Here is a 16,709-nt window from a genome sequence, read left to right as displayed (position 1 = left end):
CAAATATACCTTATATTTATTAACAATTTCAACACTTTGTTTAAATTTTATTAATATTTATTTCATTTTTATCTTTTGTTTTTTTATTAACTCAAAAATCATTAATAAAAAGGCATTTCTTTGAAATAAAATAAAGATAAGTCATATGAAATATAACTTATCTTTATTAAACTTTCTATCCACTATTAGATTATCTCTTCTCTTATTAATTTACAAAAGGATTATAAAATCTACTTCCATTATTAAATGTAAACCACAATGATAAAACAAATATTAATACAACTACAATAATAGCTAAATAATCACCATTAGAAAATTTTCTTTCATTATACCAAGTTCTTTTTTTATTCTTTCCAAAGGCTCTAAGCTCCATTGCTGTACTTATATTTTCTATTCTATCTAAACTTGAAAAAATAAGTGGCATTAAAATGGATGACATATTTTTTATTCTTTTTCCTAACTTTTCTTTTTTAGACATATCAATTCCTCTTGCTTGTTGTGCAAAAGATATATCATGATACTCCCTTTGAATGTCTGGTATGTATCTTAGAGCTATTGATACAGAATATGATATTTTGTAACTAACACCTATTTTATTTAAAGATGCAGCAAATTCACTTGGATTGGTCGCAAGTATAAATAAAAGTGCCATAGGTATAACTGATAGATATTTTAATGTAACATTGAACTCATAAAATAATTGTTCCCATGTTAGTGTATATGGCCCAACTATATGAAATATATCATGTCTTGTTCCATATATATTAACCCCTTCATAAGGTGAGAATATAAAAATAGCTAAATCATTTAAAAGTAAAAAGAATAATATAAAATAAACTATAAAAGAAACTTCTTTAAACTCTATTTTTGAGACTTTAAATATAATTAGACTAAATATAAGCATTCCAATTAACACTCTTGTATCATATGTAAGCATGGCGGCTAATGTCCAAAATATAAAACAAATAAGTTTAGTTGCTCCAGTAAGTTTATCAATAGGAGATTCTTTTTTTATGTATGTAAGCATTGCATCCACTAATTTCTTGCCTCCCTGTCAAAGTCAATAAATTTACAAACAAAATCCTTAGGATCTTCCACCTTAAATTTCAAGGCTAAATCATATAATGAGGTTTCTTTTAAACTTGCCTTTTCTATGACTTCTTCATCTGTAAGTATTTCTGCTGATGTTGTATCAGCTATTTTTTCCCCATTTGAAATTACAATAGCCTTATCTGTATATTCAAGCATTAAATGCATATCGTGAGTTATTAAAATTATTGTAACTCCCTTTTTATTAAGTTTTAGAAGAAACTCCATTATTTCATTATAATGTTTATAATCTTGTCCTGCTGTTGGTTCATCAAGTATTATAACCTTAGGATTTAAAACTAATATTGAGGCTATAGTAACCCTCTTCTTCTGTCCAAAACTCAGTGCAGAAACTGGCCAGTTTCTATATGGATATAAACCACAGGTCTTTAGAGTTTCATTTACTCTTTCTTTAACTTCTTTTTCATCAATTCCTCTAACTCTTAATCCTAATGCAACTTCATCAAAAATCATTGTTTTAGATATCATTTGATTTGGATTTTGAAGAACAACTCCTATTTCTTCTCCTCTTTCCTTGATAGTCTTTCCGTCTAAACTTTTTCCTTCAAACATTATATCTCCCTTTGATTGTTTGAAAAAGCCACATATAAGCTTAGATATAGTTGATTTACCAGCACCATTCTTTCCAACTACACTTACTATCTCTCCCCTGTTAATTTTAAAATTAATATCTTTTAATATATCTTTTTTCTTATCGTAAGAAAAATATACATTTTTAAATTCTAATAGGGCCTCATTTTCTATTTCCTTCTTATTAAAATTTAAACTTTTATACCAATTTTTTAATTTCTCGCCATCATCACTAAGTTTTAACTTATCTATATGCTCAAGGTTCATTTCCTTATTTAATTCATATCCACTGTACTTAAGAGCTGTTATGTATAAAGGTTCTCTTATGCCACACTCTTTTAATTTATTAGAAGCTAGGATTTTATTTGGATTTGTATCAGCAATAATTTCTCCTTCATTCATAAGTATTATTCTATCTACATCACAACTTAAAACCTCTTCTAATCTATGTTCTATTATTATTACTGTCTTTTTTTCTTCCTTTTGTATTTTATCTATAAGTTCTATAGAAGCTTTCCCTGCTGCTGGATCTAAGCTAGCTAAAGGTTCATCAAAAAGAAGTATATCAACATCATCAACAATAGTTCCAGCTAAAGTTACTCTCTGTTTTTGTCCTCCTGAAAGCCTATATGGAGCTAATTCTAATCTATTTTCTATATCAACTATTTTTGATACATAATTAACTTTTTTCTTCATATCTTCTTGAGATACACAGTTATTTTCTAGTTTAAAAGCTATATCTTCAGCTACTGTTAATCCTATAAATTGACTATCAGGATCCTGAAGTACAGTTCCTACCATTTTAGATATTTCGAAAACACTTAAATCTTTAGTTTCTTTTCCTTTTATTTTAAGGCTTCCTGAAATTTCAATATCAGTTGAAAATGGTATTAATCCATTTATACAGTTAGCTAATGTACTTTTTCCTGATCCTGAAGGACCAGCTATAAGAACTTTTTCTCCTTCATATATAGTTAAATTTATGTTATTTAAAGTTGGTTTTGATTGAACTGTATAATGAGCAGTAAAATCTTTAAACTCTATTATTGCTTTTCTTTCCATATCAATCTGCTACTCAAAATATGGTCAAACATATCCATATTGAGAAGTTTCCTTCTTCATAGAACCTCGTCTTGCCTAAGCTACTGCGATTTTGTATGATTCTCCAAAGGCGTAAATTCCGAAGTTAGCCCTCCGTACATATATAAATGCTTTTGATTTTAAGCTATCTTATATTCTTTAGCATTTTTAAGATTAATACTTGCGTTTAAATCTCTATCAATAGTAAATCCACAATCACATTTATAAATTCTATCTGACAGTTTTAAATCTTTCTTAATCTTTCCACAATTACTACAAGTCTTTGATGATGGATAAAATCTATCCACTATTCTAAGTTCTATATTATTTTGTTTACATTTAGACATTAGTTTAGTTTTAAATTCAAAAAACTTCTGACTTGCAATAGCTTTGGATAAATACTTATTCTTCATCATTCCTTTAACATTTAAATCTTCAATAGTTACATAGCTTGGTTTTTGCTTAACTATCTTAGAGACTGTTTTATTTATATAATTAGTTCTTATATTTGTTAATCTCTGGTGAAGTTTTTGTACTTTGACTATTTGTTTTTGAATATTTTGACCAGTAGCTCTCCCTTCTTTTATATTTTTATTTCTTATTTTTAAGCTTTCATATTTCCTTGAAAGTTTTCTCTGTTCTCTTTTTAACTTCTTTTCTACTTTTTTAAAAGTAGATGTTTTATTTATATTTTTAAACTTACTTCCCTCACTACATACAGCAAATTCTTTTACTCCTAAATCTATACCTACACCTTCATTAGTAGATTTTGATACCTCTATATAATCATCTTCAACAAGTATAGATACATAATATCTATCTGCTTTTTGACTAACTGTACCACTTTTAACTACTGAATTTATAGGAATATATCCAAACTCTTTTAGTCTTACCCATCCAAGTGTTGGTATTTTTACTCTATGTCTTTCTAAAGTCCAATCGGTCTTATTATTCTTAGGAAAATAAGCTTTTACATCTTGGTTTTTCTTTTTCTTAAATTTTGGAAAACCTTTAGCTTTTTTAAAGAAATCTCTAAAAGCTTTATCTCCATTCATAATAGCTTGTTTAGTAGCTTTTGAAGATACTTCTTTAATCCATTTTACCTCTTGATTATTAGGGATATATTCATTATTTAACCATTTTGAAAAATCCATCCCACTAATAAACTTTCCTTTTCTTTGGTAAATTTCTTTATTACGAGCAATATAAAAATTATACACAAATCTTGATACTCCAATAGTTCGGTGTATTTTAGACTTTTGTTCATCAGTAGGATTAATCTCTATCTTGTATGCTCTTTTCAACTGTCTCACCCTCAATAACTTCATATACTATTATTACTTTAGTATTAGCATATTATCTAAGAAATTCAACTTAATTTTTAAATTATATTTTTGATTAAAAGTTGAAACTTGTGTATATTTTATACATCTCCTAAATTAACCTTCAAAAAAAGGTTGTCTGAAAATATATTTCCCACAACCTCACATACTTCTAATATTCTTTTCTTAAGCTACCTTTTTGTATTCTTGTCTTAGCATAATTAGCTATTAAAATAGTTCCTAAAACTCCAACAGTAACCATATTAGAAATTCCACCTATTGCCCCTTGTAGATAAACCTTATTTGCAGGTTCAGAGTAAATTAATATATCTAAAGTTGGTGCTACTAAAAACCAAGCTACTGCATTAGCAAGTATTTGTATTAAATTAAATGTAAATATTTGTTTTAACTTAAATACTCCCTGATTAATTTTTATAAATCTAGCTCCTAACCCAATTATTAATCCTACTATACCTGAAGCAAAAACCCAACTTATCCAAGGTGATCCAAAAAATACTATATCCTTTAAAGCATGTCCTATGAATCCTATTAAAAAACCAGCTAAAGGACCATATAATAATGCCATTAAAGCTAAAAATGCATATGCAGTTTCTATGTTTGTATTAGGAATTCCTGTAGGTAAAGAACCAAATCTACCTAATATCATAAAAACCGCTGAACCAATCCCTATAGCTACAATTGTTTTAATTGATAGTTTGTTTTTTTTCATTGTTCATCTCCATTTTAGAAAAATCTATCTCTAGATAATAAAATACTTTTTAATGTCTATATTATAAACATAATTTCACATAGTTAACTATAAAGACTATTAAAGTAATTGTCAATAACCTTAGACTAGGACTTTTAAATATTAACACTTTCTTAATTGCCTTATTATGTAATAATATGTTAAATTCTATTTATATATTTGGAAATAGGGAGGAACTTTATGAAAAAAATATCATTATTATTACTTAGTTTGACTTTAACAGCTAGTTTATTTGTGGGATGTGGTAATAATAACACTGAAAAGAAGGATGCTAATACACAGACAAGCTCTGAATCATCAAGCGAAACTCCATCTGAAACAGTTTCAAAGGATATCTCAATAGAAGAATCAAAAAAACTTATAAATGAAGGGGAAGTTACTCTAATCCTAGATGTTAGAAATGAAGATGAATTTGCTGAAGGACATTTAAAAAATGCTATTCAAATTCCAGTTAATGAGCTTAAAGAAAACTTAAGTGATATAGAAAAGTTTAAAGATGAATTAGTTTTAGTTTACTGTAGAAGTGGAAAAAGAAGTGCTGAGGCTATGGATATTTTAAAAGAAAATGGTTTTAAAAATCTTGTTCACATGAAAGATGGAATATCTAAATGGGATGGAGATGTTGAAAAATAATCTTTTAATGATAAAGAGAAATACTTTAAAAAGTATTTCTCTTTATCATTTTTTATTTCTTTTTTCTTTTATAACCTCATTAATATTTCTTTTTATTTCATAACTTTTACTATCTTTTTTTAAGGTTTTTAATTCATTATAATCAAGGCCCTGAAACATTCTATTCATTCTCCAAAAGAAATCAGTTCTTTTTTGTTCTAATAAGTAATTTATATTATTCATCTTCCTTAATTTTTCTAAATTATCCTTTTTACAAGTCTTCAATTCATTTTCAGTATATATTTTTATTAATCTTAATATATACTCATGATAATCCCTATAAGCTAAGCTTTTTTCACATATATTTAAAACACTTAAAATTCTGCTCATCTCTTGCTCCTTTTAATAATCCTATATATTCTTTCTAACTTTAATATATTACTTATTTTTTTATTTGTTACCTTAATTTAAGAGTTATAAAAAAAACTACATAGATATATTCTATATAGTCTTTTAAAAATTATTTATATTTTTTATTCATCATAAAGTATCATAATAGAATGAGATTTTATTTTAGGAATTTCATTCTCACTTACTCTTTTTATAATTGATTCATTTACTACTCCATCTTGTACTACTATATTCCAAAATCCATTACTTGATTTAGGCATAGAAGAAATTACATTATAATCATCAATGGTAGTTCCATTATATATGACAACTATATTTTTCCACAAATCTTCATTAGCATTATTTTTATAGTGAGCTATTATTACTCCACTAGTGTCATTATTTTCATAAAAATAAACATCTAAATTTTTTATTATATCCTCTGGATTTTTCATTCTAAAAGCACTGTGATTTTTTCTTAAACTTATTAAGTCTTTATAATAATTAAAAACATCAATATATCTTTCTTTCTCTGCCCAATTTAAGGCATTTATTCTATCCGGACTCTTATAGCTATTATGATCTCCATCTTTAGATCTTAAGAATTCAGCCCCAGATTGAATAAAGGGAATTCCTTGAGAAGTAAATAATATAGAAGCTCCAAGTAAATCTTCCTTAACATAAAAGTTATCTAATAGTTTTTCTTCATTAAAGTCTCTATAATGTCCTTTTTCCACACTATGATTCTGACTTTTTACTATTTGATCCCATAGGGTATAGTTATCATGTGCTTCTAAATAATTTATACTTTCCATAGGTTTATAGGTTATTGAATTTATTGATCCTTTAATTCCTTCTATAACTTGCCAAGCTTTATTCTTATTATGCTGCTCTCCATTTATAAATCCATTAGAGGGGTCATTATTTCCTCTTAATGCATTTCTAAATTCATCATTAAATATAGAAAATCCTAGCCCTTTTTGACTTCCTCTATAAGTTCCATTACTTAAAGGTGAACTTCCTCCCTTCCAAGGCTCGCCATAAATAAGTATTTTTTCATCAATCTCTTCACTTCTCTTTACTATTTCCTTCATAGTATCTAAATCTATAAGCTCCATTAAGTCAAATCTTAATCCATCTATATGATAATTTTTAATCCAATTCAATATGGAATCCAAGATAAACTTTCTAACCATTGGTTTCTCAGAAGCCATTTCATTTCCACATCCTGATCCATTTGTATATTTCCCCAATTTATCACTTCTAAAGTAATATCCAGGAACTATATTATCCATATTACTAGTTTCATACATGTGGTTATAAACCATGTCTAATACAACTCTTATTCCATTATCATGAAACCTTTTTATCATCTCTCTAAACTCTATTATTCTTCTTGAAGGTGTATATGGGTCTGTTGAATAACTTCCTTCTATTGCATTAAAGTTTTTAGGATCATATCCCCAGTTTCTATTATTTTCATCATTGCTTATTTCTTCATTAACAGAAGCAAAATCAAAGACTGGAAGCAAGTGAACATGAGTTACCCCCAATTCCTTTAAATGATCTAATCCTGTCTTAACCTTATTTCCATTTTCTTTATTAATATAGAAAGTTTCCTCTTCAACTGCCCCTAAAAATTTTCCTCTTAATCTTTCAGAAACTCCTGAATTTTCATTTATGGTAAAATCTCTAATGTGCATCTCATAAATTATTGAATCTTCCTTATTTATTAGCTTAGGTTTATTATATTTATTCCATCCTTCTGGTACACACTCTTTACTAAATAAATCTACTAAAGCTCCCTTTTCTCCATTTACTCCTACTGCAACAGCATAGGGATCCACAGCATATGTTATTTTATTTATATGCTTACCATCCTCACTTAAATCGTTGAAGTACAGTCTATATAAATAATATTTACCTTCATTCTCTTCTCTTTGTATTCTAATTAAATGAGTGCCATTTTCTCTCTCCCTATTCATCTCATATTTTCTTAAAGGATTTTCACTTAGAGATTTATAATCTTCATATATTAATAACTCTACTTTCTTAGCAGTAGGTGCCCACAATCTTAGACTTATGTTTTCCTCACTAAATCTTACCCCTAAGTCATTTCCTCCATAATAGTAGTCATTTAAATAATCTCTCACTATTACTTTGCAATTTGAAAACATACTTGAAGCTCTTATTTCTAGTAAATCTGATGGATCTATATCACTTGGAAGATTAGTTATTAAAACTTCCTTTTCATTTTCTCTAACTATAGTAGAAACATCCTTAGCCTTTATTCCATTTATATATAATCCATACTTGATTCCAATTAAAGGCTTATGTGAAAGATAGGCTTTTATAGTATTTTTATGATCCATTAAGGCAACTTGTATCTTAGGAGTAGTTTCTTCTATAGCAGTTTTTAAAGAAGTTATTATCTTATTATTTTCATATATGCAAAATAAATTTCTATCTTCCTTATTCAAATAAAAAGTATATGTCTGCTCATCCCAATCATTTACCCAGTCATATCCCCATGTTCTCCTTCTTACTATAAACTTTTCTTCATCTACAAAAGCTCCTACACCTAAATCTGTTTTAATATTTAAATTAAACTCTCTTCCTAAACTGTTATCTCCAAAGCCCCAGATATTCCAACTGAAATTTTCTCCATAATACAATCCATCATTCTTTAAAAATTGTACAAAAACACCTTTTTCCTCTTCTTCTCTAACTTCAATCTCCTTATAAGCTGTCATATCATTTAAGGAATCATAGGCCTTTACTAAAATTTTAGTACCATCAACTATTTCTTCATTAATTTTTAAAAACCCTTTTTCTAAATATACTCCTTTTAAAGGGTTCTCTATGGAAAGAACAGCCTCTTCAATTGTTATATTTCCATAAAATGAATTTTTAACAGTTAATAATTCAACAGGATATCCAGTAGAAATAAAATCTCTTGAAGTTTTTATTTCTAAAGATTCTTCAAAAGGCTCCCAAAAGAAAGAAAAATCATTCTTTTTCTCATTCCAATTATCTACATATATCTCTTTTCCATCCAAAGTGACAATTATATATCCATACTTATATTCCCCTTTCTTTAGCCCGCAAGGAAAGGTAATATCTTTAATCATTTTCACTCTACCATCATTAGTATCTAATCCCCAATTAAGCTTAAAGTTTTCACTTTTTTCCCAATTATTAAAATCTCCAACTAAATAAGCTTCAACTGCTCCCTTACAGTATAATGTTACTCTTATGGTATTAGTTAAAGGACTAATCTCTATGTAGTATTCATTATCATTATAATAAATAAGTTTTCTTTTCACAGAATCAAACATATAAAAATGCTCCTCTATTAATTTATTTATGTAATAAAAGCTACTATTTATCCAAAGCAAAAAATATTATGTACTTAGATTTATAGTAGCTTTTCTCTTTTTATTTTAGTTTTAAAACTAAAGTTCCTAATGGAGGTACCTTGACATTTATCGAATAATCGAAATCTTTAAAACTTTCCTCTGTGGCTTCTAGAATATTATCTCCCATAATATTTCCTGCACCTCCAAATTCTAAAGAATCTGAATTAAACACCTCAACATATTCTCCAAGCTCTGGAACCCCTACTTTAAAATCATAATAAACTTCTGGAGTAAAATTACATATAAATATTAATTTTTCCTTTTTATTCTTGCCAATTCTTATAAATGAAAGTACACTTTGTTCTGAATTATCAGCATCAATCCATCTAAAACCTTCTTCTTCATAATCAAGTGACCATAAAGAATTATTCTCTAAGTAGAAATGATTTAATACTCTAAAATACTCCTGAGTTTTTCTGTGTATGTCAAATTCTTCAATAACATTCCATTGAAGTTCTTCCCATTCTCTCCATTCAACAAACTGACCAAATTCACAGCCCATAAACATTAATTTTTTTCCTGGGTGTCCCATCATAAAAGAAGCATAAAGCCTTAGACCAGCATACTTCTTCCAATCATCTCCCCACATTTTATTTATAAGAGATTTCTTACCGTGAACAACTTCATCATGTGAAATTGGCAGAATAAACTTTTCTGAATAATTGTACATCATTGAAAAGTTCATTTTATTATGATGATACTTTCTATATATTGGATCTAACTCAATATAACTTAAGGTATCATTCATCCATCCCATATTCCATTTATAATCAAATCCTAATCCATCCTCTTCAACTGGTTTAGTAATTCCTTCCCATGAAGTTGATTCTTCAGCTACTGTAATTGCCCCTTTTCCTTCTTTTTTTATAATTGTATTTAGTTCTTTTAAAAAGGCAATAGCTTCAAGGTTTCCATTTCCTCCATAGATGTTTGTTTCCCATTCTCCATATTCTCTTCCATAATCTAAATAAAGCATATTAGAAACTGCATCTACTCTTAGGCCATCTATATGAAACTCATTTATCCAGTACATAGCATTGGAAAATAAAAAGGACTTAACCTCTGGTCTTCCTAAATCAAAATTACATGTTCCCCATCCTTCATTATTAGCCTTCCACCAAGCCTCATATTCATATGTTGGTGATCCATCAAACATAAATAATCCATGCTCATCCTTACAAAAATGGCTAGGTACCCAATCTAATAAAACTCCAATATTATTTTTGTGAAGTTTATTTATAAGAGTCTTTAATCCATTTAAATCTCCATATCTACTTGTAACTGAGTAATACCCTACGCCTTGGTATCCCCAAGAAGCATCTAAAGGATGCTCATTTATAGGCATAAACTCAACATGGGTGTATCCCATTTCTTTTATATATTCTGGCAGTATCTCACTTATTTCTTCATAGGTCATAAACTCTCCATTTTTTCTTTTCCAAGAACCTAAATGAATTTCATATATATTCATAGGTTTATTATCTAAACCTTCTTTTTCTCTTTTATTAAGCCATCTCTTATCTACCCATCTAAAACTCTTAATTTTAGTAAGTACAGAGGCTGTATTAGGTCTCAATTCTGATTTAAATGCATATGGGTCAGCCTTATATACTGTATTATTTCCACATTCATTTACTACTGCAAATTTATACTTTATACCATCTTCTAATTTAGGTACAAATAAACTCCATATTCCTCTTTCATTAATTTTTTCCATGGAGTATTCTTCTTTTAATTCCCAATTATTAAAATCACCTATAACATATATTTTGCTAGACCTTGGAGCCCAAGTAGTAAATCTTATACCCTTTTTCCTATTTTCAGTTACAAAATGAGCCCCCATAAACTTATAAGCTAAATGTTCTTTTCCATCTAAAAACAAATCAAAGTTTAATAAATTTTCATCTTTAGACACTTTTTTGCTTTTTCCTTTGTTTTCCCCTATTTTTTCGGTAACGTTACCATTTTTCTCATGCTTAAGTTCTTTACAATTTCTCATCTCTTTTCCTCCCATAGTAAACCTCTCATTCACAAAAACATTATAAATACAATATTTTGCTTTAATTATACTATTTTAGGTATTAAATTACAATTAATTATGATTGTTATTCAAATTTCTATCTTTACTTATTATCAATTCCCTATCTTTTATAACAAAGTTTCCATTAATATTAAAGACAACCCGACTTTGTATTATACCTATAACATCCACCAGTACTATTCCTATAATATTTTGACGTATTAAAAAATCATATTTATTACTTCCCAATTCCTTTATTTCATAATAGTTGTTAATATCAGAAATACCTGGATTAGTTTTTAATTTTACATTTCCATTTTCATCATATATAAGATTTAAATAAGACTTATCCTTTGAAGAGATATCTATAATATACTTTTCTTTTGTTCCATAAGCTATCTCTACTTTATAATTTGGTAAATATCTTATAATAGCTTTGTTTCTAGCACTTATTTCCCACTGATTAGTTATTTCTTTTATTTCTCCATTATCATATTCATATAATAATAAAATAGCAATTCCACCAGAACCTTGAAATCTTCCCTTCACCAAAATACAATCCCTTCCACTACCTAAAAAATCTCCTAAAAACAAATGCATATTATATCCACCATAAGGCAATTCTTTTTTTATGACCCTATTACTTCCTTCTAAGTATAAATTTATTTCAACTTCATCTGCTAATTCTCCTTTTTTAAATGGATACATTGTTTTTAATACAACCCTATCTTTAGAAATTCTACTTTTTATATGTCCAACTTTAGAATCTAAAATAGCCATTATAATTACATCCTCCCTAATAAATTCCATTCATAATTAATCTATGCAAAATTTTAACTATAGTAACTAAATTATAAATACAAATCTATTGGCTATTTTCTATTACAAAAACATATTTTTACATTTTTTTAATTTAAAGTCTTTATAATCATCTCTTCTTCAAAGTATAATAGAAAAGAAATATTGTAATAATCAAAAAATGTTTCTTATTAATCATACATACTTATTTGGAGGTACATATGGATTTTAATAGAATTATCAATTTCTCAACTGAACTTGGTACTCTAATGCTTGAAAATGGCGCTGAAACATATAGAGTTGAAGAAACCATGAGCAGAATCTGTTTGGCTTATGGAATAGAAAAGGTTGATGTTTTTGTAATTCCTACAAACATAATAATAACAATAAAAACCTATAAAAATGCAATTTCCAGAACTAGAAGAGTAACAAGTAGAACTATTAACTTAGATAAAATATCTAAATTAAACAACCTTTCAAGAGAAGTGGCATTTAATAAAGTTTCTATTGAAGATGCTGAAAAGAAGCTAAGTAGTATAGCTGATGAAAAAGAATATCCTCTTAAAATAAAAATATTAGGATATTTAATTTCAGCTTCAACATTTACTCTACTTTTTGGAGGTAATTTAAAAGATTCTTTAGTCTCAGGTTTTATAGGAATAGTTCTTTGTCTTCTTGCATACTTCTTTAATATTTTAAAGACAAACAATTTCTTTGTAAATATAATATCTGGAGCTTTGGCATCATTACTAGCTTTTCTTGCAGTAAGATTTAATATTGCTCCTAATCTAAATGAAATAATAATAGGTTCTTTAATGCCCTTAGTACCTGGACTTGCTATAACTAACTCACTTCGTGATATAATAGCTGGTGATTTAGTTGCTGGAAGTGCTAAATTTATTGAAGCCTTTTTAATAGCTGTAGGGATTGCTATTGGAAGTGCTAGTATTTTATCTATATTAATAAATCACTATGGGGGTATGGCTATATGAACCTAATAATAAATTCAATATATGCATTTTTTAGTTCTTTAGGTTTTGGAATAATATTTAATATAAAAGGTAAAAACTTATTTTTCTCTTCCCTCTGCGGTGGCTTAGGATGGTTTGTTTATCTTTTTTCCTCAAACTTTATGAGCACAAATGAAAGCTTTAATTATTTTTTAGCTGCTATTTTCATAGCCTTGTTCTCTGAGATTTCAGCTAGAGTATTAAAAGCTCCTGTATTAGTATTTTTAGTTTGTGGAATAATTCCTCTAGTTCCTGGAGGAGGTATGTTCTATACAATGCTAGAAACCTTAAAAGGAAATATAGATAAAGCTTTATCCTTAGGATGCAATACATTAATGTTAGCTGGATCAATAGCTACTGGAATTGTTTTAGTTTCATCCTTTACTAAGCTATATTTTTCTATAAAAAAACTTATTAATAGTAAAATTAAAAGTACTGAAAATAATAACTATTTAAATAAAAGTATTTAGTTTGCTTAAAATGCTTTTATAGATATAATAAATTACATAAAAAGGAGTTATATCAAAATTTAACAACAAAACTTATTTTGATATAACTCCTTTTATGAATTTTATACTAGCTTTTTATTTATCTATAGATAAAGCATGAAATTAACTCTAAATTTATAATTACAAGTCATTAATTGCTTAAAATATAGATATTATCTTAAATAGTCGTTCTCTTCTGAATCCCAAGAAATAAAATAATAAACATCCATTAAATTATCAAATTCATTTTTAACAAAATCTAATATTTCATTTCTTGAATTGCTAACATGATTTTTATCATAATCTTTTCTTATGGTTAATCCATACTTTTCTCCACTATCTGTATATTTTATTATATCCTCAACGTAATCTGTTTCATCCTCATAACTTCTAGGATTATTATCCTTAATTAAATATAATCTATATCCCTTTTCTTCTAAAGCCATAAGTATATTTTTAAATCTTTCTTTTAACTCATAGTTTTCTCTTATTTTATTGACAAGATTTTTTTGTTCTATTGCTCCATACTTGTCTAAATATAAAGCTGTATTCCAAGAATTAGAGTCTAGTCCTAATTGAATGCGAGGAATATAATTAAATACCATGTCATCTTCTATTCTACTTCCCTCAATATCATGGAATAAATTTAAAACCTTTATAAGCTTTCTAACATCAGCTCTATTTTTCCCATAAGATAAATATATTCTATCAACATATTCATCATTAACTCTTTTTAACGGCCAAGTTATACTAGTTATATACTGCTTTTCCCAATGAGAGCTTAATCCTTTAGAATTCATAAATTCAAAAAGACCTAAATTATTCAGTTCTCTTAATTTCTCAGCAGCAACTCTTCTTCTCTCTAATATAACTTTATCTCTACTTCTTGATTTGTCTATATCAAAAGCTCTAAAATCACTTTCTAAAAAAAAGTTTCCCATATTTATACCCTCCTTAATAAAACATCTTAAACTTTGTTTTATTAAATATTTACCACTATTATACACCTCTTAAAAATCACTTCAAAACATTTTCATTTGACAAATCTTAGCCTAAATCCTTAGATTTTTTATATCTATTTAAAAACTCATTGTTTCTTCTAAATAAATCAAAAATATTATGCTTATTTTTTTAAACTTCAATATAAAAAATAATCTTTATTTATAAAAAGTAAATTTTTTTAAAAAAGAGAGCCTTATAATTAAAAGACTCTCTTTAATATAATAAACTTAATTAGATTAGATATGAGCTTCCATTTAAAAATTAACCTTAACTTAAAATATAATCCTTTATTTTTTCTCTACCCTTTCCTTTGAGTTGGCTATTAATGAACATAAATTAACAAAAACTTCTGGTAAGGACATAAACTTAGGATATGCTAAATATCTTGGTTGCCAAATAGGTGAAAACTTTGACTTATATCTTCTTAGTCCATCAAAACTATAAAATATATTACCACTATTATAAACTAGTCTTGCAAGCTTTTCTTGTAAATGTGAATGAGTGTTAAATCCTACATTAGATAATGGTGCTTCTCCTAAGCTAAAATATTTATATCCTTTTTCTTTAAATGTTAAGAATAAATTAAGCATTAAGTAATCCATAGATGCATTAGGTGCATTTTTATCTATTCTCATTAAATCTATTGCCACTGTCTTGCCCCCATCATTAGCATCCATTATTGTTACAAAGCCCATAATCTTATTTTCTTCTTCATTCTTTAAAATAGCTATAGGTGATCTTTGTATGTAATCCTCGCTAAACCACCCTAAAGAAAATCCCTTTTCCTTTCTATTTCCTAACCATTTATCAGATATTTCCTTTAATTGACTTACTACCTCATTATTAAAATGAGGCTCTATAATACTAAAGCTATATCCTTCCCTTTCTACTCTTCTTAAAGTATTTCTAAAAGCACTCTTTTTAGAACCAATTAAATTAAATTCTTCTAAATCTATTCTGGCCTCTTCTCCTAGCTTAAAGAAATAATATCCTGCATCATGATAAGTAGAAAAGTTTTTTTCTTCTATTTCATAAAAAACAACATCATATCCATATAAATCTGTAAAAGCTTGAAACTCTTCTATACAACTATATAGATTTTCTTTGGTAGCTATAGGATCTCCCAAAACTATTATCTTATCTTTGTACTTACTGTACATTATTAAGGACTTACCCTCATTAGCCCAAAAGACCTTTTTATCCTTTAAATAAACTAAATGGGAGAATATTGTTCCATAATCTATTTCTCCAAAGAATTTTGATACCTTTTCTAAATCGGCATCCATATATCTTTCGTCATCTTCTATTTTAGGCATTGTTAAATACCATATTATTATAAATATTATAAAAGCTGCATATGTGTATAATGCTATTCTTAAATATCCCTTTGTACTATGGAAGAAATCTACATAGTACCTATAATTCTTACTAAAATGTATATTGAATTTATGTATAAAACTTGCAAAGATAATCATTACAACTGAAAGAATTATTAATATCCCACTTAATTTAGTAACTTTTATAGGAATACTTTCCCTATAAAAGCTCTTCTTTGATAATATTAGAAGTATTATTACTCCTAAAATAAAAATTCCTTCTTTGTAATCTAAATCTTTTACAAAGGCAAAAGCTCCTCCTACTATAAGTAATGTTAATGTTACATAATAGGCTCTTTTTACCTTAAAGAAAACTTCCTTAGATGTCATTATTAACATTAATCCAATTAATACTGAAACTCTATGGGAAAATCTCAAAAAAGATAAACTATATATATTGTCTAAAAATTTTATCTTATAAAATATACTAGGATAAATTCCTGAAATTATTAAAAGAATACCACTTAGAAATACCAAAACTGATACTATTATATTTGATATATCACTTAATATTTTGTAGTTTTTTAAAAGCTTCTTTATATTTTCATAATTTCTTTTATCAGTAACAAATCCTAAAATATTTTTTAAATGTCTATAACTTTTTTTTAGTGAATTCCACATACTATCTCCTTTCTTTTAAGAATATATTAAAACATTGTCAAATTATTCATATTTAACTTGTATATAGTATATAAAATTTTATTTTACAAATCAAATTGAATTAAATATTTTAATAAAGCATA

General features: G+C 27.0%; 13 protein-coding genes. 3 read left to right on the top strand and 10 right to left on the bottom strand.

The annotated features are described in order from the left end of the window. Positions 1 to 205 precede the first annotated feature (205 nt). From ACYUCG_RS04565 to ACYUCG_RS04550, 4 genes are all read right to left on the bottom strand, one after another. Entirely contained in the window at positions 206 to 1,036 is an 831-nt protein-coding gene (locus tag ACYUCG_RS04565; RefSeq protein ID WP_081092173.1) for an energy-coupling factor transporter transmembrane component T family protein, read from the bottom strand. After that, complete coding sequence (locus tag ACYUCG_RS04560) at positions 1,036 to 2,742, bottom strand: ABC transporter ATP-binding protein (protein ID WP_460268198.1); 1,707 nt, start codon at positions 2,740 to 2,742, stop codon at positions 1,036 to 1,038. Before ACYUCG_RS04560 ends, ACYUCG_RS04565 begins: the two co-directional genes overlap by 1 nt. Before the next feature lie 158 nt (positions 2,743 to 2,900). Next, a complete protein-coding gene (locus ACYUCG_RS04555; protein ID WP_460268197.1) occupies positions 2,901 to 4,064 on the bottom strand; it encodes an RNA-guided endonuclease InsQ/TnpB family protein in 1,164 nt (387 codons plus the stop codon). A 190-nt stretch (positions 4,065 to 4,254) separates the two neighbouring features. Beyond that, positions 4,255 to 4,812 (bottom strand): ECF-type riboflavin transporter substrate-binding protein, encoded by a 558-nt coding sequence (locus ACYUCG_RS04550; RefSeq protein ID WP_060796019.1) that lies wholly within the window; start codon positions 4,810 to 4,812, stop codon positions 4,255 to 4,257. 219 nt (positions 4,813 to 5,031) lie between these two features. On the opposite strand from ACYUCG_RS04550, the gene ACYUCG_RS04545 reads away from it, so the two are divergent. After that, a complete protein-coding gene (locus ACYUCG_RS04545; RefSeq protein WP_060796020.1) occupies positions 5,032 to 5,484 on the top strand; it encodes a rhodanese-like domain-containing protein in 453 nt (150 codons plus the stop codon). Positions 5,485 to 5,529: 45 nt separating this feature from the next. On the opposite strand, the gene ACYUCG_RS04540 is transcribed toward ACYUCG_RS04545, so the two are convergent. The 4 genes from ACYUCG_RS04540 to ACYUCG_RS04525 all read right to left on the bottom strand — a co-directional run bounded on the left by ACYUCG_RS04540 (position 5,530) and on the right by ACYUCG_RS04525 (position 12,072). Then, complete coding sequence (locus ACYUCG_RS04540) at positions 5,530 to 5,853, bottom strand: hypothetical protein (protein WP_060797120.1); 324 nt, start codon at positions 5,851 to 5,853, stop codon at positions 5,530 to 5,532. Between the two features lie 143 nt (positions 5,854 to 5,996). Continuing rightward, on the bottom strand, positions 5,997 to 9,191 hold the full coding sequence (pulA, locus tag ACYUCG_RS04535) for a type I pullulanase (RefSeq protein ID WP_460268196.1): 3,195 nt from the start codon (positions 9,189 to 9,191) through the stop codon (positions 5,997 to 5,999). Between the two features lie 100 nt (positions 9,192 to 9,291). After that, a complete protein-coding gene (glgB, locus tag ACYUCG_RS04530; RefSeq protein ID WP_460268195.1) occupies positions 9,292 to 11,286 on the bottom strand; it encodes a 1,4-alpha-glucan branching protein GlgB in 1,995 nt (664 codons plus the stop codon). 78 nt (positions 11,287 to 11,364) lie between these two features. Then, on the bottom strand, positions 11,365 to 12,072 hold the full coding sequence (locus tag ACYUCG_RS04525; protein ID WP_060794412.1) for a hypothetical protein: 708 nt from the start codon (positions 12,070 to 12,072) through the stop codon (positions 11,365 to 11,367). A gap of 239 nt (positions 12,073 to 12,311) precedes the next feature. On the opposite strand from ACYUCG_RS04525, the gene ACYUCG_RS04520 reads away from it, so the two are divergent. Continuing rightward, positions 12,312 to 13,082 carry a threonine/serine exporter family protein gene (locus ACYUCG_RS04520; protein WP_060670654.1) on the top strand — a complete coding sequence of 257 codons (771 nt, stop codon included), beginning with the start codon at positions 12,312 to 12,314 and terminating at the stop codon, positions 13,080 to 13,082. Beyond that, positions 13,079 to 13,570: a threonine/serine exporter family protein gene (locus tag ACYUCG_RS04515; RefSeq protein WP_415318859.1), complete on the top strand. Its 492-nt coding sequence runs from the start codon at positions 13,079 to 13,081 to the stop codon at positions 13,568 to 13,570. Before ACYUCG_RS04520 ends, ACYUCG_RS04515 begins: the two co-directional genes overlap by 4 nt. Before the next feature lie 191 nt (positions 13,571 to 13,761). Here ACYUCG_RS04515 and ACYUCG_RS04510 read toward each other — a convergent pair whose 3' ends face one another. Both ACYUCG_RS04510 and ACYUCG_RS04505 read right to left on the bottom strand, forming a co-directional pair. Next, positions 13,762 to 14,529, bottom strand: coding sequence for a hypothetical protein (locus tag ACYUCG_RS04510; RefSeq protein ID WP_057231672.1), 768 nt, complete (start codon positions 14,527 to 14,529; stop codon positions 13,762 to 13,764). A 348-nt stretch (positions 14,530 to 14,877) separates the two neighbouring features. Further along, complete coding sequence (locus ACYUCG_RS04505) at positions 14,878 to 16,587, bottom strand: phosphatidylglycerol lysyltransferase domain-containing protein (RefSeq protein WP_283677829.1); 1,710 nt, start codon at positions 16,585 to 16,587, stop codon at positions 14,878 to 14,880. Positions 16,588 to 16,709: the final 122 nt, after the last annotated feature.

The sequence above is a fragment of the Clostridium sp. CTA-17 genome (assembly GCF_054767895.1).
This window is presented reverse-complemented; position numbering and strand designations above follow the sequence as displayed.